Origin of the sequence: Neobacillus thermocopriae, from assembly GCF_010975035.1 — a bacterium.
GTDB lineage: Bacteria > Bacillota > Bacilli > Bacillales > Cytobacillaceae > Neobacillus > Neobacillus thermocopriae.
Genome location: NZ_JAAIUV010000024.1, coordinates 17822 through 36079 on the forward strand (window position 1 = coordinate 17822; position 18258 = coordinate 36079).

20 protein-coding genes are annotated in these 18258 nt (G+C 35.8%); 19 read left to right on the forward strand and 1 reads right to left on the reverse strand.

Translation table 11 applies throughout. The features are described from left to right. The first annotated feature begins 172 nt into the window (after positions 1–172). From lhaT to G4Z05_RS13510, 3 genes are read left to right on the forward strand one after another with little or no spacing between them, the layout of a single operon-like run. The gene (gene lhaT / locus G4Z05_RS13500) at positions 173–766 is read left to right on the forward strand and encodes a lipoprotein heptaprenylglyceryl N-acetyltransferase LhaT (RefSeq protein WP_163252357.1); all 594 of its coding nucleotides are present in this window, start codon (positions 173–175) and stop codon (positions 764–766) included. Between the two features lie 58 nt (positions 767–824). Further along, complete coding sequence (gene ypjB, locus G4Z05_RS13505) at positions 825–1619, forward strand: sporulation protein YpjB (protein ID WP_338036764.1); 795 nt, start codon at positions 825–827, stop codon at positions 1617–1619. A gap of 58 nt (positions 1620–1677) precedes the next feature. Continuing rightward, positions 1678–2358 (forward strand): zinc metallopeptidase, encoded by a 681-nt coding sequence (locus G4Z05_RS13510; protein WP_205597561.1) that lies wholly within the window; start codon positions 1678–1680, stop codon positions 2356–2358. A gap of 29 nt (positions 2359–2387) precedes the next feature. Here the strand turns inward: G4Z05_RS13510 and G4Z05_RS13515 are convergent, their stop codons facing one another. Next, complete coding sequence (locus G4Z05_RS13515) at positions 2388–3260, reverse strand: YitT family protein (protein ID WP_163252358.1); 873 nt, start codon at positions 3258–3260, stop codon at positions 2388–2390. Between the two features lie 162 nt (positions 3261–3422). Here G4Z05_RS13515 and G4Z05_RS13520 point away from each other — a divergent pair, with 162 nt between their 5' ends. The 16 genes from G4Z05_RS13520 to G4Z05_RS13595 all read left to right on the forward strand — a co-directional run bounded on the left by G4Z05_RS13520 (position 3423) and on the right by G4Z05_RS13595 (position 18230). Then, complete coding sequence (locus G4Z05_RS13520; protein WP_163252359.1) at positions 3423–3773, forward strand: nucleotide pyrophosphohydrolase; 351 nt, start codon at positions 3423–3425, stop codon at positions 3771–3773. Position 3774: 1 nt separating this feature from the next. Then, positions 3775–4581 carry a 4-hydroxy-tetrahydrodipicolinate reductase gene (gene dapB, locus G4Z05_RS13525; RefSeq protein WP_163252360.1) on the forward strand — a complete coding sequence of 269 codons (807 nt, stop codon included), beginning with the start codon at positions 3775–3777 and terminating at the stop codon, positions 4579–4581. Positions 4582–4592: 11 nt separating this feature from the next. Continuing rightward, positions 4593–5012, forward strand: coding sequence for a methylglyoxal synthase (gene mgsA, locus G4Z05_RS13530; RefSeq protein ID WP_163252361.1), 420 nt, complete (start codon positions 4593–4595; stop codon positions 5010–5012). Beyond that, positions 5002–5709, forward strand: a complete 708-nt coding sequence (gene bshB1 / locus G4Z05_RS13535) for a bacillithiol biosynthesis deacetylase BshB1 (RefSeq protein ID WP_163252362.1) — start codon at positions 5002–5004, stop codon at positions 5707–5709. The genes mgsA and bshB1 overlap by 11 nt, the downstream gene beginning before the upstream one ends. A gap of 3 nt (positions 5710–5712) precedes the next feature. Next, positions 5713–6840, forward strand: coding sequence for an N-acetyl-alpha-D-glucosaminyl L-malate synthase BshA (gene bshA / locus G4Z05_RS13540; protein ID WP_163252363.1), 1128 nt, complete (start codon positions 5713–5715; stop codon positions 6838–6840). 9 nt (positions 6841–6849) lie between these two features. Beyond that, entirely contained in the window at positions 6850–8049 is a 1200-nt protein-coding gene (locus tag G4Z05_RS13545; RefSeq protein WP_163252364.1) for a CCA tRNA nucleotidyltransferase, read from the forward strand. Further along, entirely contained in the window at positions 8034–9023 is a 990-nt protein-coding gene (locus tag G4Z05_RS13550; protein WP_163252365.1) for a biotin--[acetyl-CoA-carboxylase] ligase, read from the forward strand. Before G4Z05_RS13545 ends, G4Z05_RS13550 begins: the two co-directional genes overlap by 16 nt. Before the next feature lie 235 nt (positions 9024–9258). Further along, positions 9259–10095 (forward strand): 3-methyl-2-oxobutanoate hydroxymethyltransferase, encoded by an 837-nt coding sequence (panB, locus tag G4Z05_RS13555; RefSeq protein ID WP_163252366.1) that lies wholly within the window; start codon positions 9259–9261, stop codon positions 10093–10095. Beyond that, on the forward strand, positions 10092–10940 hold the full coding sequence (gene panC / locus G4Z05_RS13560) for a pantoate--beta-alanine ligase (protein WP_163252367.1): 849 nt from the start codon (positions 10092–10094) through the stop codon (positions 10938–10940). Before panB ends, panC begins: the two co-directional genes overlap by 4 nt. 23 nt (positions 10941–10963) lie before the next feature. Beyond that, complete coding sequence (panD, locus tag G4Z05_RS13565; protein WP_163252368.1) at positions 10964–11347, forward strand: aspartate 1-decarboxylase; 384 nt, start codon at positions 10964–10966, stop codon at positions 11345–11347. Between the two features lie 365 nt (positions 11348–11712). Beyond that, a complete protein-coding gene (dinG, locus tag G4Z05_RS13570; RefSeq protein ID WP_163252369.1) occupies positions 11713–14514 on the forward strand; it encodes an ATP-dependent DNA helicase DinG in 2802 nt (933 codons plus the stop codon). Positions 14515–14562: 48 nt separating this feature from the next. Beyond that, on the forward strand, positions 14563–15414 hold the full coding sequence (locus G4Z05_RS13575) for a ComEC/Rec2 family competence protein (RefSeq protein WP_163252370.1): 852 nt from the start codon (positions 14563–14565) through the stop codon (positions 15412–15414). A 114-nt stretch (positions 15415–15528) separates the two neighbouring features. Then, positions 15529–15699: a YpmA family protein gene (locus G4Z05_RS13580; RefSeq protein WP_163252371.1), complete on the forward strand. Its 171-nt coding sequence runs from the start codon at positions 15529–15531 to the stop codon at positions 15697–15699. A 12-nt stretch (positions 15700–15711) separates the two neighbouring features. Beyond that, positions 15712–16185 (forward strand): cell wall elongation regulator TseB-like domain-containing protein, encoded by a 474-nt coding sequence (locus G4Z05_RS13585; RefSeq protein WP_163252372.1) that lies wholly within the window; start codon positions 15712–15714, stop codon positions 16183–16185. Between the two features lie 32 nt (positions 16186–16217). Next, on the forward strand, positions 16218–17405 hold the full coding sequence (locus tag G4Z05_RS13590) for a pyridoxal phosphate-dependent aminotransferase (protein WP_163252388.1): 1188 nt from the start codon (positions 16218–16220) through the stop codon (positions 17403–17405). 126 nt (positions 17406–17531) lie between these two features. Continuing rightward, complete coding sequence (locus G4Z05_RS13595; protein WP_163252373.1) at positions 17532–18230, forward strand: DnaD domain-containing protein; 699 nt, start codon at positions 17532–17534, stop codon at positions 18228–18230. Positions 18231–18258 lie beyond the last annotated feature (28 nt).

The window sequence follows — 18258 nt, forward strand, 5'->3', positions numbered from 1 at the left end:
TGTGGTTAGTATCCAATTATATCCATCTCATCGGTTTTTTTCTCAGTGAAAGTGCTCCTCATGGAATACAGAAGTATAAGCATGACAAGACAAATAGAGAGAGCTTTTGGACGAGCCATATGGGCACTTGCACTTTTCTCATCTATTAGCAATTGACGAAAGGGGAGTCATTGTGCGCTCAATCTATCCGCTCTTAGCAAATCGGTCCATTCTTCAACTTTTATTAGTGATTAATATTGTTGGTACTGTTTATGGTTATTATTGGTATGGTTGGCAGCTAAAAGAGACACCATGGATTTTTCTTGCTTTTGTACCGGACAGTCCGACAGCAAGTTTGTTTTTTTTACTTGTACTATTAGCCTTTCTATTGAATAAATGTTGGCCATTGATTGAGGCTTTGGCGATAGTTACACTGTTTAAGTATGGCATTTGGGCAGTAGTCATGAACATCCTTGTCTTTATTGTTCAAGGAGAATTGGATTGGGCTGGCTATATGTTAATTGGCTCACATCTTGCTATGGCTGTTCAGGGTATATTATATGCCCCATTTTACCGTTTTAGACTGAGGCATTTGGTGATTGCTGGAATATGGACACTTCACAATGATGTAATCGATTATGTTTTTTTAATGCTTCCAAAATATCATATGCTTGATCAATTTATTCCACAAATAGGCTATTTTACTTTCTGGCTGTCGATTGTTTCAATCGGTTTGGCCTATTACTGTTGCATTCGTGTAAATAGTTTAAAGCTTGATTTAAATTAATGGTCTAACCTTGTCCACCCTTTCATACATTTTAATAGTAAAGAAAGGGGGACAAGATGTGAAACTGAGGCAGTTCCTTTTATTTGTCATGATTATTCTACTTATTCCATTTTCAGTATATGCAGAGACACAAACACCGCTGGAGAAACTAGATGATATATCAGATGAAGCTCTCCAAATGGTTAAATTTCATAGATATGAAGATGCGAAAAAATTGCTAGAATATTTTTCTGATCAATTTCAAATATTTACAGGATCAACGCAGCCTTTATCTGTGGATGAGGTAAGAATTATTCATACTTCGCATGATGAGGCAATGGAAGCTGCAGTAAGTTCTGATATGAAACATGAGGAGCGAATTCAGAAATTAACTAAATTCCGTCTTGTCATGGATGCCATCGCTACCAGTCATCAGCCTTTATGGACAGAGATGGAAAATCAAATTATGACTACATTTCATCAAGCAAAACAAGCTGCACGTAATGGTGATTCATCGCATTTTCATTCGAAATTTAATCAATTTCTATCCCTTTATAATATCATATACCCTAGTATGAAAATTGACGTACCGGTGGAAAATATACAAAGATTAGATGCACGAATCAAATTTATCGATGAATATCGTTCAGAAGTATTGAATAATTTAGACGGTCAGCAGGAGCTTGATAAGCTAGACTCCGATTTAAAAAATCTTTTTGCTAACATTGAAGATGATGAGGCCGATCCATCTTTATGGTGGGTAATCATTTCAACAGGTAGTATTATAATCATGACCCTATCCTATGTAGGCTGGAGAAAATATCAAGGTGAAAAGGAATTGAGAAAAGATCGGTCAAGGGAGCATAAAGATTGAGACGTCAATTCGGTATCCAGCTGGATCGTCATCAAGGGCTGAATAGGAGGTTTCAATAATGGGATTTTTGTTATATTTTGCTTTAATTGTTCTAATACCTTTATGGGCACAATTTAGGGTGAAAAGTACGTATGCTAAATACTCTCGAGTCCCTTCCTCTACCTATCGAACAGGCGCTGAAGTTGCTCGAGAAATTTTGAATGCTAATGGTCTATATCATGTGAATGTAGAACAGGGACATGGTTATTTAAGTGACCATTATGATCCACGTTCCAAAACTGTTCGACTTTCGCCAGAAAATTATCATGGACATTCCATCGCTGCTGCTGCTGTTGCAGCGCATGAAGTCGGACATGCAATTCAGGATGCAGAGGGATATGCATTTTTACGCTTTAGACATGCCCTTGTCCCTGTAGCCAATTTAGGTTCAAATGTTTCTTGGATATTAATTATGATTGGTATTTTTGCTCAGTTGAGTGGGATGTTATTATTAGGAATCATTTTTATGGCGGCAGCTGTGCTTTTTCAAGTGATTACATTACCAGTTGAATTTAATGCCTCAAATCGGGCAATGAATCAAGTAGTATCTTTAGGACTAGTGGCAAATAAAGAAGAAGGGGAAGCGAGAAAAGTGCTGAATGCCGCGGCACTAACGTATGTAGCCGCAGCTGCTGTAGCTGTACTTGAATTATTAAGATTAGTTCTTATATACACCGGAATGACTCGGAGTGAAGATTAAAAAAGCAATGTCAATCGACATTGCTTTTTTTAATCGGTAATCGGCATTTTATTTTCATCAAGTGTAAAACCTTCACCTTGAACATCGTGTACGACAGAAATTGATACGAATGCATGTGGATCAATGGAAGTAATGATATTCTTTAAACGGGTGAGTTCGTTTTTAGCCACAACACAATATAATACATCCTTATCATTTTTTGTATAGGAGCCATATCCTCTTAGGGCAGTTACCCCTCTCTCCATGTCTTTCATAATCTTTTGTGCAATATCTTCATTTTTCTCCGAAATGATTAAGGCGCCTCTTGCTGTATAGGCGCCCTCCTGAATAAAGTCAATGACTCGAGCTCCAACAAATACCGCAACAAGTGTATACATAGCTTCTTTATATTCTAAATATGTAAGTAAAGATAGCGTGATTACAGCGGTATCAAATATAAGCATGGTCTTTCCGATATTCCAGCCAACGTATTTTTGTACGAGTCTGGCGATAATATCTACCCCGCCTGTTGTACCACCAAACCGAAAAATGATTCCTAATCCTATTCCGGCAAAAACACCCGCAAAAAGAGCTGCCAATGTTAAATCATCTTTTAAAGGCATCTTAATAGTATACCGTTGAAAAATCCAAAGAAAAATAGAGACACTCATTGTTCCAATTATAGTATATAAAAAAACATTTCTTCCAAGGAGTTTCCAACCAATTAAAAATAATGGAATATTCAAAAGCAGATTCGTGTAAGATGGATCAAAATTCCATAAAAAGTATAGTAATAATGTAATTCCTGTAAATCCACCTTCTGCCAGTTTGTTTTGCATATTGAAATGGACAAGTCCAAAGGAAAAAACAGCCGCTCCTAAAAGAATAAAAAATATATTTTTAACCTTCATTCCAAATATCATAATCATTCCTCCTCTTCCATATTTTCTCTTTCATGGCGGAAATTATTATATCGAATAAAAGGAATAAGAGCAATCTGTGAGAAAAGGTTTACTGAAACGAAAACATTTGTAAATCCTATATTTTTTAGCTAACATGTAAATAGATTTTTTAGCGGGGTGATAATGGTGGCGAAGGAGAAATCCATGAAAGAACTTCAAAAAGAAGTAGATGAATATATTAGCCAATTTAAAGAGGGATATTTCAGCCCCTTGGCAATGCTTGCTAGACTTACAGAGGAACTAGGGGAGCTTGCTAGAGAAATAAATCATTACTATGGTGAAAAACCGAAGAAGTCTACAGAAGAGGAGAAGGCTATTGAAGAGGAGCTCGGTGACCTCCTTTTCGTCCTAATCTGTCTTGCAAATTCTTTGCAGATTGATTTAGAAGAAGCACATGATCTAGTAATGAACAAATTTAGAACTAGAGATAAAAATAGGTGGACGAGAAAAACTCAGGAAGATAGGAGTGTATAGGATGGAAACGATTAAAATCATTATTGCCGGTCCACGTGGTCGAATGGGTAGTGAAGCAGTAAAACTGGTAGAGAACACAGAACATTTTGAGTTAATCGCTGCAGTAGACTATAAACATGACGGGATGATGCTGAGTGATTTACCAGGATTTCAATCCATTATACATAGCGTACCAGTCTTTTCGGATATAGAAAAATGTCTCCAGTACGTCAAAGCAGATGTGTTAATTGATTTAACTACACCGGAAGTTGGAATGTACCATGCAAAAACAGCCCTTGAATATAATGTTCGCCCTGTTGTGGGAACAACCGGATTTACGAAGGAAGATTTGGAAGAACTAGAACGTATTTGTAATGAAAAAGAATTAGGATGTATTATTGCCCCAAACTTTGCAATCGGAGCCATTCTAATGATGAAATTCTCACAAATGGCGGCAAAATATTTTAATGATGTGGAGATTATTGAGCTACATCATGATCAAAAGTTAGATGCTCCTTCCGGTACTGCCGTTAAAACAGCTGAGATGATTTCAGCAGTGAGGGAACGAAAGAAGCAAGGTCATCCTAACGAGAAGGAAACAATCGATGGGGCAAGAGGTGCATTGTATGATGGAATGCATATTCATTCTGTTCGTTTGCCTGGTTTAATTGCCCATCAACAGGTTTTATTCGGAGCTGATGGACAAACCTTAACAATTCGTCATGATTCCTATCACCGGGGCTCCTTTATGTCAGGGATCAAGATTGCAGTGGAAACGGTCGTAAAAAACAATCGTTTTGTCTATGGGCTTGAAAATATATTAGATTAGGAGTCAATTATATGAATATTGCATTAATTGCTCATGATAAGAAGAAAAATGATTTGGTACAATTTGTAACTGCCTATCAGAATATTTTTTCCAAGCATACATTATTTGCAACAGGAACGACAGGTCATAGAATTAGTGAGGCAACTGGTTTACCTATTACTCGATTCCAATCAGGTCCACTCGGGGGCGATCAGGAAATAGGCGCAATGATTGCAAAAAATCAAATGGATGCCGTTTTCTTTTTCCGCGATCCCTTAACTGCCCAGCCACATGAGCCAGATGTAACGGCTTTAGTTCGCTTATGTGATGTTTATTCTATTCCACTAGCTACAAATATGGGGACGGCGGAGTTATTAATTAGAGGAATGGAATTAGGTATGCTTGATTGGAGAAATGTTATAAAAGAAAATGGTGAGGTTAATGAAGGATAATTCTTTACATATACTTGCTTTTGGAGCCCATGCCGATGATGTTGAAATTGGCATGGCAGGCACCATTGCAAAATATGTCTCGAAAGGAATGCGTGTAGGAATTTGTGATTTAACGGATGCTGAGCTTTCTTCAAATGGGACTGTATCATTAAGAAAAGAAGAAGCTACTCGCGCCTCGGAAATATTGGGAGTATCCATGAGAACTTCACTTAGTTTTCCAGATAGGGGATTATATATTAAGGATGAATACATAAGAAAAATTGCAAATATCATTCGAATTTATAAGCCGAAGGTGGTATTTGCACCTTATTACGAAGACCGTCATCCCGATCATGGGAATGGTGCCCGCCTAGTTGAAGAAGCTGTTTTTTCTGCAGGAATAAAAAAATTTCAAACAGATTTCAATGAACCGCATCGGGTCGAAAGAATTTATTTTTATATGATAAATGGTTTCCATAAACCGGATTTTACAATTGATATTACACAATTTATTGATAAAAAGTTAGCTGCTTTAAGAGCATATAAAAGTCAATTTGTACTGACTGATGACAGTGTTCAAACTCCTCTTGTAAATGGATATATAGAAACAGTGGAAGCGAGAGAAAGAATGTTTGGCAAACTAGTCGGCACAACTTTTGCTGAAGGTTTTAAAACAAAAGTTCCAATTCTTTTGGAGCATGATTTGATAGGAGAATAACATATGAAAAAACTTAAAATTGGGATTACTTGCTATCCTACAGTGGGCGGTTCTGGTGTTGTGGCAACCGAATTGGGGAAAATGCTGGCGGAAAGGGGCCATGAAATACATTTTATTTCATCGAGTCTCCCTTTTCGTTTAAATAAAATCTATCATAATATTTATTATCATCAAGTGGAGGTAAACCAATATTCTGTTTTTCAGTATCCGCCATATGACATTGCACTGGCAAGTAAGATGGCAGAAGTAGCTAATCGAGAAAAATTAGATATATTACATGTCCATTATGCTATTCCACATGCTGTCTGTGCTATATTAGCTAAACAAATGGCTGGCCGTGATTTAAAAATTGTTACAACACTACATGGTACTGATATTACTGTCTTAGGATATGATCCATCACTTACTGAGGCAATTAAGTTTGGTATTGAAAAATCCGATATGGTTACAGCCGTTTCGAATGCTTTGGTTAAGGAGACCTTTGAATTAATCAATCCCGATAAACAGATAGAAACGATTTATAATTTTATTGATGATCGAATCTATCGAAAACGTGATGCGAACCATTTAAAAAAGCAATTTGGAATTAAGGAAGAAGAAAAAGTAATCATTCACGTATCCAATTTCCGTGCAGTTAAACGTGTATCAGACGTTGTTAAATCGTTTGCCAATATTTCTGCTGTCATGCCGGCAAAATTGCTCTTGGTCGGAGATGGGCCCGAAATGACAATTGTTTGTAAAATGACTAAGCAGCTTGGATTAGAAGATCAAGTCATGTTTCTTGGAAAGCAAGAAAACTTGGAGGAATTATATTCAATCAGTGACTTAATGCTATTATTATCTGAAAAGGAAAGTTTTGGTCTTGCAGTATTGGAGGCGATGGCTTGCGGTGTTCCTTGCATTGGAACAAATATTGGCGGAATACCGGAAGTTATTGAACACGGAAAAACGGGTTATATATGTGAATTAGGAGATATTGAGGATATTTCCAATAAAGCTATTGCTTTGTTGAATGATCTAAATTTACATCAGCAATTTTCAATGAATGCCCAAGAGGCAGTAGCATCAAGGTTTAAGACCGAACGAATTGTTGAACAATATGAAGAGCTATATTTTAAGCTTTTGAAATAAGGTGAAATTATGATTGAGCCCTTTTTATCGGCAATTCCTATATTAAAAAAACTAGAAGATGCAGGTTTTGAAGCCTACTTTGTTGGTGGCTCTGTAAGGGATTATTTGTTAAATAAACCGATCAGTGATGTAGATATTGCTACATCGGCTACTCCCCAAGAAGTTAAGGCTATATTCCCGAAGTCAGTGGATATAGGAATTGAACATGGTACTGTTCTGATAATCCACAATCATCAATCTTATGAAGTAACAACTTTTAGAACGGAAGGGGAATATCAGGACTATCGCAGGCCGAAAGAAGTATCATTTATTCGTAACTTGACAGAAGACCTTGAACGAAGAGATTTTACTATGAATGCCATTGCGATGGACCGAAACGGAAGGTTAATTGATCCTTTTAACGGGCAGGAAGCAATTAAACAAAAAATAATAAAAACAGTTGGTCAAGCAACCGATCGTTTTCAGGAAGATGCTTTAAGAATGATGAGAGCTGTCCGCTTTGTCAGCCAGCTCTCCTTTCAAATTGAACAAGAAACGATGAAGGCACTCACTCAACTTATTCCATTGCTTGAAAAAATAGCAGTTGAAAGGAAAAGAACAGAGTTTGAAAAGTTATTAATTGGCATTAATAGAAGAAAAGCAATTCAATTACTTCTTGAAACAAATTTAGTATCTTATTTACCGGGATTAAAAAGGCAAAACAAGCAAATAGAATTATTGCATACTTTTGAATGTGAGCATCTTAATTTAAAAGAAATGTGGTCATTACTTTTATATTGTTTAAATCATAGCGGACGGTCTATTGAAACATTTTTAAGAGAATGGCGGCTGCCGGTAAAAGTAATAAAAGAGATAAAACAAATTATTTTATATTTAACAAAGCGGCTTGAACAGGAATGGACCGTCTATGATTTATTTTTAGCGGGAAGGTCCACCATTACATCTGTAGAAAAGCTTTATTTAACTATAAATAGAATAAAAGAGGAACAATCAATTCAGTATTGGATTGATCAGTATGACCAACTTCCAATAAAAAATAGTAAAGAATTGGATGTAACTGGTAGTGATTTAATAGAGTGGTTCAAACAGCCAGGGGGGCCATGGGTAAAGGAATCATTGCTGAGGATCGAACGAGCTATCATATTCCAAGAAGTTGAGAACGAAAAAAGAAAAATTAAGGAGTGGCTGATGAAGTGCAGTCAGAATTAAGAAAAAAACTGCTGGATGCCTTCACAAATTCAGGAGAATCCTACTTATCGGGGCAGTATTTGGCAGAGTTGATTGGTTGTTCTAGAACAGCTGTGTGGAAACATATGGAAGAATTAAGAAAAGAAGGATTTGAATTAGAGGCTGTTAGAAGAAAGGGATACCGTATCCTTAAAACTCCAGAAAAAATAACGGCAGATGAAATTTTGCTCGGGTTGACAACCTCCTTCATTGGCAAGAATATTCACTATGAAGAAAGTGTGGAATCTACCCAAAAGATTGCCCATATACTTGCCTCAAAAGATGTACCAGAAGGTACGGTTGTGATTGCCGAAGAACAAAAGTCAGGTAAAGGGAGAATGAGCAGAAATTGGTATTCTCCTAAATATACTGGCATATGGATGAGCTTGATTTTAAGGCCAAATATTCCGTTAACTAAAGCGCCGCAGCTGACACTATTAACGGCAGTTGCCATTGCCCAGGCAATGGAAGAAATGACAGGACTTACACCTGAAATCAAATGGCCGAATGATATTTTAATGAACGGAAAAAAAATAACTGGGATTCTGACAGAATTACAGGCAGAAGCGGACAGGATTCATTCAATTATTATTGGGATGGGCATAAATGTAAATCAGAAAAAAGAGGATTTTCCTCCTGAACTCCAGGGTATAGCCAGTTCCCTATTAGTTGAAAAAGGCGAGCCAATTTCTCGCGCAAACTTAATCAAAAGTATATTCAAGCATTTTGAAAAATTATATTTGCTTTACTTGGATCAAGGTTTTTACCCAATCAAACTTTTATGGGAAGGGTACGCAGTAAGTATTGGAAAAATGATTAAGGCTAGAACATTAACCAATACCATAGAAGGTAGAGCATTAGGTATTACAGATGATGGGGTATTAGTATTAGAAGATAGTAATGGAGTTATCCATCATATCTACTCAGCGGATATAGAGCTAAGAACGGGTAAATGAATCTTGTATAGCTTTTGTATAATTTGCTATAATTTTTTTGGGCAGTATCCTAAAGGAACTGCACCGTTAGTGTCATACTAAAATTAAAGGTATCTGCCTAGATCCGTTTAACGGACCGGGACAGAGGGATGGAACATGTGAAAAGAGTATGGAATCCTTCTGCCATCAGAAGGATTTTTTTATTTACTCTGTAAATTTGTTTTATCTCCTCTCCCATATTAAAGGAGGGAATTAGATGAAGCAAACAACGGATTTCTTAAAAATGAAGGAAAGAGAAGAAAAAATTGTCATGTTGACTGCCTATGACTATCCGTCTGCGAAACAAGCAGAGCAGGGCGGCGTAGACATGATATTAGTCGGTGATTCATTGGGGATGGTCGTTCTTGGATATGATTCCACCATTCCGGTCACGTTAGAAGATATGGTTCATCACGCGAAGGCTGTTAAGCGCGGAGCAAAAGACACTTTTATTGTCGTTGATATGCCATTTTTAACTTACCATTTATCTGTAAAAGATACGTTAATCAATGCTGGGAAATTAATTCAGGAAACTGGGGCAAATGCAGTAAAATTGGAAGGAGCAGACAATGTGTTGGAACACATTGAAGCTCTGACTAATGCAGGAATTCCTGTATGCGCACATCTTGGATTAACTCCCCAGTCTGTCGGTATATTGGGTGGATATAAGGTACAAGGAAAAGATGCAGAGGCTGCAAAAAAATTAATGGAAGATGCTAAAAAATGTGAAGAAGCTGGCGCCTTTGCACTTGTATTGGAATGCGTACCTAAACAAATTGCCACAACCATCACCAATTCTTTATCTATCCCGGTCATTGGAATTGGTGCGGGAATGGATGTCGATGGTCAGGTGCTGGTTTATCATGATATTCTCGGTTATGGCGTGGATCGCGTTCCTAAATTTGTGAAGCAATATCATTCTATCAATCCGTTCATCATAGAATCGATTCAAGCTTATATAGCGGATGTCAAAAATAAACAGTTCCCAGAGGAAAAGCATACCTTTACGATGAAGGAAGAGGAACTTAAGGTACTTTATGGAGGTCGTGAATGAAGGTTATAACAACAATAAAAGAAATGCAGGAGGAAGTCTTAAAAATAAAAAGCCAAGGAAAATCAATTGGTTTTGTCCCAACGATGGGATTCTTGCATGAAGGTCATTTAACATTAATTCAGAATGCTAGAAAAGAAAATGATATCGTCGCTTTAAGTATCTTCGTTAATCCCCTGCAATTTGGACCAAAGGAAGACTTTTCTACCTATCCGAGGGATTTCGAACGTGATCGAACATTGGCAGAAGCTGAACAAGTGGACTATCTTTTTTATCCATCGGTGGAAGAAATGTATCCTAGTGAACCTTCTGTAAAAGTAGTAGTACGCGATAGAATAGATGTATTATGCGGGAAATCACGTCCTGGACATTTTGACGGAGTCGCTACCGTTTTAACAAAACTTTTTCATATCATAATGCCAACGAGAGCTTATTTTGGGAAAAAGGATGCTCAACAAGTTGCGGTTGTCGAAGGATTAATTTCAGATTTTAACTTCCCAATTGAGTTAAAAGCGATTGACATTGTTCGTGAAAAAGATGGACTTGCTAAAAGTTCACGAAATGTCAATTTGTTGCCAGAAGAAAGAAAACAGGCAACAGTCTTATATAAAAGTTTAATGGCAGCGAAGCAAGCAATTGAGAATGGGGAACGAAATCCTTCCGTTGTATCCGAAATGATCAAAGAAATGATTCATGGTGAATGTACTGGAGAAATTGATTATGTTGACATATATTCCTATCCCGAGTTAAAACCATTGGAAAAATTAGATGGTAGGATAATCATTGCGATTGCTGTAAAATTTACTAAGGTTCGTCTAATTGATAATTTGATCATGGATATTAATTAGAATATAGAGGAGGAACAAATTAGATGTTTCGCCATATGATGAATGGGAAGATTCACCGTGCTACTGTGACAGAAGCTAATTTAAACTATGTTGGCAGTATTACGATAGATGAAGATATTTTAGACGCAGTTGGTATGGTTGCAAATGAAAAAGTACAAATTGTAAATAATAATAATGGAGCACGCCTTGAAACCTATATCATCCCAGGAGAACGGGGCAGTGGGGTTATTTGTTTAAATGGTGCGGCAGCACGGCTTGTTCAAAAGGGTGATATTGTTATTATTATTTCTTATGCACTAGTTCCAGAGGAAAAAATACACACACATACTCCAAAAGTTGCAATCATGGATGAAAACAACAAAATTAAAGAACTGATTGAAGTAGAACCAGCTTTGACAGTTATGTAGAATGAATCCCCGATTTTTCGGGGATTTTTCTAATAAGGAGTATATTTTTTGGAATGAAGATATGGTTTTCGTGAGCTCCTAGTTGAGTTGACTTTAAATTTAACGAATTAACTCGGATATCTTCCATTTTCTATGTTTGCGGGCTTGAAAGGAAGGAATATTCTTTAGAATTTGTATTGCTTTTGAAGTGATTTCATTTGGGAGAAAGTCAAACGTTCACTAACTAGGGAGCTTATCTTTTTTAAACTTTTTTTCTATTTTTATTTTCAAAAGGATTCTGTTATTGGATCCATTCTACATACAATTGTTTTCTTTTTAATCATTTTGTGGTACCGTTTAAGGAACGAAACTTTGGGGTGTTTGTAATGTCAAACAAATTTGTTGTCGTTGATTTAGAAACTACAGGGAATCTTCCAAAAAAAGGGGACAGAATTATTCAATTTGCCGCTGTTGTTATAGAAAACGGAGAAATAACAGAAAGATTTTCATCATTAGTCAATCCCCAAAAGCCGATTCCTGTTTTTATAGAAGAATTAACCGGAATTAATGATGAGATGGTTAAAGATGCACCCATTTTTTCTGAAATCGCGCCTAAAATAATGGATTTATTGGAAGGGGCATATTTTGTTGCTCATAATATTTTATTCGATTTATCCTTTTTACAAGAAGAATTAATTCGGGCAGGATTTGAAGGATTTTTTGGGCCGGTCCTCGATACTGTTGAAATGGCCCGAATATTATTTCCCACATCTGACAGCTATAAGCTTTCAGACCTTGCGGTAAAAGAGAATCTCCATCATGATCGTCCACATCAGGCGGATAGTGATGCAGAGGTTACTGCTGAATTATTTTTAATATTATTAAGAAAATTATCTAACCTTCCAATGATTACTATACGGCAATTATTGCCATTATCTGATGGGTTAAAGAGCGATTTGCAACTGTTTCTTGAAGAATTATTGGAGACTTTGGTTGATAGGGAAGATGTCTTATCTGAATCTGTTGAAATATTTCATGGTCTTGCCTTAAGAAAAACCACTATTAAAACAGAAACAAAGCATTCTTTCGAAAATCAACCATACCCAGATAATGAGGGTGCCAAGGTTAAATTTTTAGAAAACGGAATGGATGGTTTTGAAAAAAGAACAGGGCAGTTTGAAATGATGGATGCTGTCTATTATACGTTCCAAAATGAAAAACATACGTTAATAGAGGCCGGGACTGGTGTAGGAAAATCACTCGGCTACCTGTTTCCAGCTGCGTATATAGCGAAAAATCATAATCGCCCAATCGTTATTAGCACACATACTATTCAACAGCAAGAACAAATCTTAAAAAAAGAGATTCCTTTACTTAATAAAATTCTACCGTTTAATATTAAGGCTATTCTTTTAAAAGGAAGAAGTCATTACATAAACTTGGAAAGATTTTATCAAGTCCTTCAGGAAGAAAATGATAACTATGATATTATCTTGACAAAGATGCAAATTCTTGTCTGGCTAACGGAAACCGAAACAGGTGAAAAAGACGAATTAAATTTGTCAAGCGGAGGTCTCCTTTTTTGGAATAAAATTAAGAATGACCCTGCTTTTTCTTCAACCCATCAAGAATGGCGGGAATGGGATTTTTATTTAAGATCAATACAAGAGGCTAATACGGCAGATTTTATTATAACCAATCATTCTCTATTACTAAGTGATATTAAACATCAAGGGTCAATATTGCCTAATTATGATTTGGTTGTAATAGATGAGGGCCACCATCTAGAAAAAGTAGCTGCCCAATACTTCGGCTTTTCATTAGATTTTTTATCTACAAGAATGTTATTAAGTCAATTCGGCACCTTTGACCAAAAAGGGCTATTAAATGAATTGGAGGAAATAGTTCGTTCGATTCCTGTACGAAATGATACACTCCTTCATCCTTTCGAGATAAATCAAATGGTTATTGACTTAAGCTATGAAGTAGATGAATTCTTTAAATTATTAGCGTACTTTGCTAAAAGCAAAAAAAATGATACGAATGGGTCGTATCGCATAAAAATTCGATTTTCTCCTTTAGATAAAAGTAAAGATAGTAAAGCTGTTTTACATAGTGCTGAAAGATGTACATTCTTGATAAAGGATTTATACAATGCTATTAACTCCTGGCTTTTCTGGATCAATGAACAAAAGAGCAGTTTATCGGATTTAGAAGAGAGAAAAGTAGAAGAAATATATCAGTTCCTTAATGAATTGAATGAACTTAGGGAGGCATTGATCCATTGTTTTATACGAGAATCTAATGATGTGAAATGGATTGAGGTGGATGTCCGTACACCACAAAATGTTACTACGTTTATGGCACAGCCCGCATCTGTAGCAGCTAATTTAAGGGAAGAGTTTTTTAATAAGAAAAAAGGAGTGGTGATAACTTCCGCCACTTTAACAATTAATAAATCCTTTAATTATTTGATGAATAAATTGGGATTGGATCCGAATCACACCTTGAAATGGATAATTCCCTCCCCCTTTGAATATAAACGGCAAGTAAGGATGATTATTCCAGATGATTTGCCAGATATTAATTCCGTAACAACGGATGAATATGTTTTGGCTATTGCAGAAAACATCATTACAGTTGCAGAGGCGACAAAGGGGAGAATGCTCATTTTATTTACGGCATTTGAAATGTTGAAAAAAACATATGACTTGATTAAAGAAAGTGGCTTTTTGGATGACTATGTATTGATTGCTCAAGGGATTACAGGTGGAAGCAGAACAAGGTTGACGAGGAATTTTCAACGTTATGATAAAGCTATTTTACTTGGTACAAGCAGTTTCTGGGAAGGTGTCGATATACCCGGTGAAGATTTATCCTGTCTGGTTATCGTAAGGCTACCATTTACCCCTCCTGATGAGCCATTAACAGAAGCGAAATGTCAATTAATCGAAAAACGGGGCGGTAATCCGTTTTATGAATATTCGTTGCCAGAAGCAGTATTAAGATTTAAACAAGGTTTTGGTCGCTTAATTCGAACAGAAAATGATAGAGGGATTGTAGTGGTATTCGATAAAAGAATTATTTCTTCAAAGTATGGTAAATGCTTCTTAAACTCGATTCCACCAATACCAATAAAAAAAGGTAAAATAGATGAATTGGTTAGGTTGATCCAATCATGGTTATGATAAATTTTGGAAGAGTACATATCCTATAGCTATATAGGAGGAATGTATATGAGAACATGGTTACTCTTAATATCATTCTTGTTCATTGGTACAGCATTTGTACAAGCTGCTCCATCCGTATCAAATAGTGTAGAGAATATTGATTTAAACTTGAAGGACCATGAAATGGCTATCACGTTTATAGGATTATCTGCAGGGGAAGCAACCTTAATCCAAGGACCCAATAAAGAGGCCGTGTTAATCAATATTGGTGGAGAAGATACGGAGATAGAATTAGAGGAATGGCTGACACTTTATGATGTAAAGAAACTACAAACTTTAATCTTAACAGAAGATGGATCAAACCTATCCATTCATCAAATCAATCAGTTAATTGATACTTATGATATTGAAGAAATCATGACAACTCCAAAAATAGCTAAAAAATTAACAAACCAAATATCATTATCATCTAATCCTAGAGTAATTGTTTGGGGGGAAGGAGAAAGAAAGAACTTACTTCCTGACCTTACTGCTGAAGTACAATTTGCAGGTAACGAGCAAAATGAAGGATTGGATGTTTTATTAAGCTTTTTTAAACATCGAATCTTTATCATGTCTTCTTTAAGTTCCCGAGCGGAGGATGTACTATTAAAGAAAAATCTAGAGGATATACATGTTTTTAAAGTCCCTAATAGTACAAAAAATAATTCAGTTTCCCGAAAACTGATCCATTTTTTAAATCCTCAAATTGCTGTTTTATTTACTCCGGAAGAGGAGCATCTTGATTCTGATATTTTGCATCATTTACATGATTCGTGGGCAGAAGTTTATTTTACTAAAAGACATGGTACAGTCACTTTGAAATTTACAGAAACGAAATATGAAATTTTTAAGATACCTACTGGAGAAAAAGAATAATACTTGAAAAAATTTTTTTGAACGTGCATGTTTTTCAGCAAGTTCAAACTGAAACTGATATAATAGTGGATAGAATTTTTTATTGGATGAGTTGAAGGTTATGGAGGAATTTGGATGGAAAGTAAAATTGAAATATTATCGACTGTGAAAGTCGAGCATCATTCAGACTTATATAAAATAGTTGATTTGCTTAATCGTACCCTTAAACATAATGATTTAATGTTTGGACTTGCATTGGATCAAGAAGATAAAAATAAAGCGATATTTACTATTTATCGTACATAAGAGTGATCTTAGATGAAAAAATGGATTTTTTTATTCGTATTTTTTACGATTGCTATATTAGGATTTGGCATTAAGGTTTATGTAAATGCAATGGAACCATTGAAAATGGCAGAAAAAAAAGCATACTCCCTGGCAAAAAAAGAGACAGACATTCAAGAAGTTGAGGATTTTCATCTTTATCATGGTCAAGAGACCGTTAACGTTATTGAAGGGAAAAATAAACGTGGTGAAAAAATCATTATATGGATACCTGAAAAAAGTAAAAAAGTAATTGTAAGAAAAGCCAAGAATGGACTTGCAAAAGGGGACGCCATTCAGAAACTGCTGCAAGAGAAAAATTCGGTGGAAATTATCTCAGTGCGGTTGGGAATGGAAAAAAATATTCCATTATGGGAGATTCATTATCGTTCAAATAATAATTTAATAAATTATTATTATATTCATTTTGAAACTGGAGAATGGTTAAAAGAAATTGAAAATCTTTAGTAGAAACTTGATGGGAGGAAGAGAACATGGTAATGGAGCTGGCAAAAAGGGTGTTGTCTCTTACACCTTCTTCAACATTGGCCATAACAGCAAAAGCAAAGGAATTAAAAGAACAAGGGAAAGATGTAATTGGATTGGGAGCGGGAGAACCTGATTTTAATACCCCACAACATATTTTGGATGCAGCTTTCCAATCTATGAATGAAGGTCATACTAAATACACGCCTTCAGCGGGACTTCCGACTTTAAAACAGGCAATTAGTAAAAAATTTGAAATGGATCAAGGTTTAATCTATGAACCAAATGAGATAATTGTGACAAATGGAGCCAAACATGCTCTTTACACATTGTTTCAAGTATTATTAAATGATGGAGACGAGGTTATTATTCCTACTCCATATTGGGTTAGTTACCCTGAGCAAGTAAAATTAGCAGGTGGCGTACCAGTTTATATTGAAGGTTTAGAAGAGAATCAATTTAAAATAACTCCGGAACAATTGAAAAAAGCCATTACCAACAAGACAAAGGCAGTCATTATTAACTCGCCAAGCAACCCTACTGGTGTTATTTACACAGCAGAAGAGTTACTTGAATTAGGGAAAATTTGTCTTGAAGAAAATATTCTTATAGTTTCCGATGAGATTTATGAAAAACTAGTTTATGGCAATGCAAAGCATGTTTCCATTGCTCAACTTTCTCCGGAATTGAAAGAACAAACGATTATTATTAACGGTGTTTCCAAATCCCATTCTATGACAGGGTGGAGAATTGGCTATGCTGCAGGAAATTCACAAATTATTAAGGCCATGACAAACCTCGCTAGTCATAGTACCTCAAACCCAACGACTACAGCTCAATATGCTGCCATAGCTGCTTATAATGGACCACAGGAACCTGTTGAGACCATGCGTCAAGCATTTGAGGAAAGATTAGAGATTGTTTATAAAAAATTAACTGCTATTCCTGGTTTTACTTGTGTAAAACCTCAAGGAGCCTTTTATTTGTATCCAAATGTGAAACAGGCAGCAATAAATACAGGGTTTGAAAATGTAGATGACTTTGCTAAAGCATTACTGGTTGAGGCAAATGTGGCTGTGATTCCAGGTTCTGGTTTTGGAACCCCAGATAATATACGATTATCTTATGCAACTTCTCTTGAACAACTGGAAAAAGCTATATCTAGAATTCATCAATTTGTGGAATCAAAAATGCGTGCATAAAAGTTTTTTATATTATCAAAAAGTCTGCTACTAGCAGACTTTTTGATTTCTTTACCATAGCTGGATACCTAATGCTATTACTTAGATGGTGTGTTCATGATATACTTAACAGGAGGTGTCCAATCAATGAAAGAAAACTTATTGGCATGGCTTGAAGAAGGAAATATAACTATTCCCTCTATTTTATTTTCTGAATATCGTAATTTAAATTTAAACGAAACAGAACTCGTTCTTTTATTAAATATCCTTACCTTTTTAGAAAAAGGGAATCAATTTCCCACCCCGGAAGAAATTTCAGCCCGAATGACAATTTCTACGGCCGAATGTAATGAAATTCTTAGAAGAATGATTCAACGAGGATTTCTGGAAATTATAGATGAATATTCGGCGGATGGAATACGATTTGAGAAGTATTCGATTAAGCCATTATGGGAAAGGATTGTTACACAATTTCTGGCCCAACGTCAAAATAATCAAGTATCGACGAAAATGGCAGAAGAAACGGATTTGTATACTTGCTTTGAAAAGGAATTTGGTCGTCCATTATCACCATTTGAATGTGAGACATTGGCCATGTGGATGGATGATGATCATCATGATCCTATCATTATCAAGGCTGCTCTACGGGAAGCTGTGATGTCTGGAAAATTAAATTTTCGTTATATTGATAGAATTCTTTTTGAATGGAAGAAAAATGGAATTAAAACAATAGAACAAGCTAAAAATCATGGGCGTAAATTCCGACAAAAGCAAATACAAAAAACGATGACAAAAGAAGAAATCCATCAGTCTTCCGTTCCATTTTATAACTGGCTAGAGCAATAAATAGGAAACCGTTTGACGAGAGAAACCT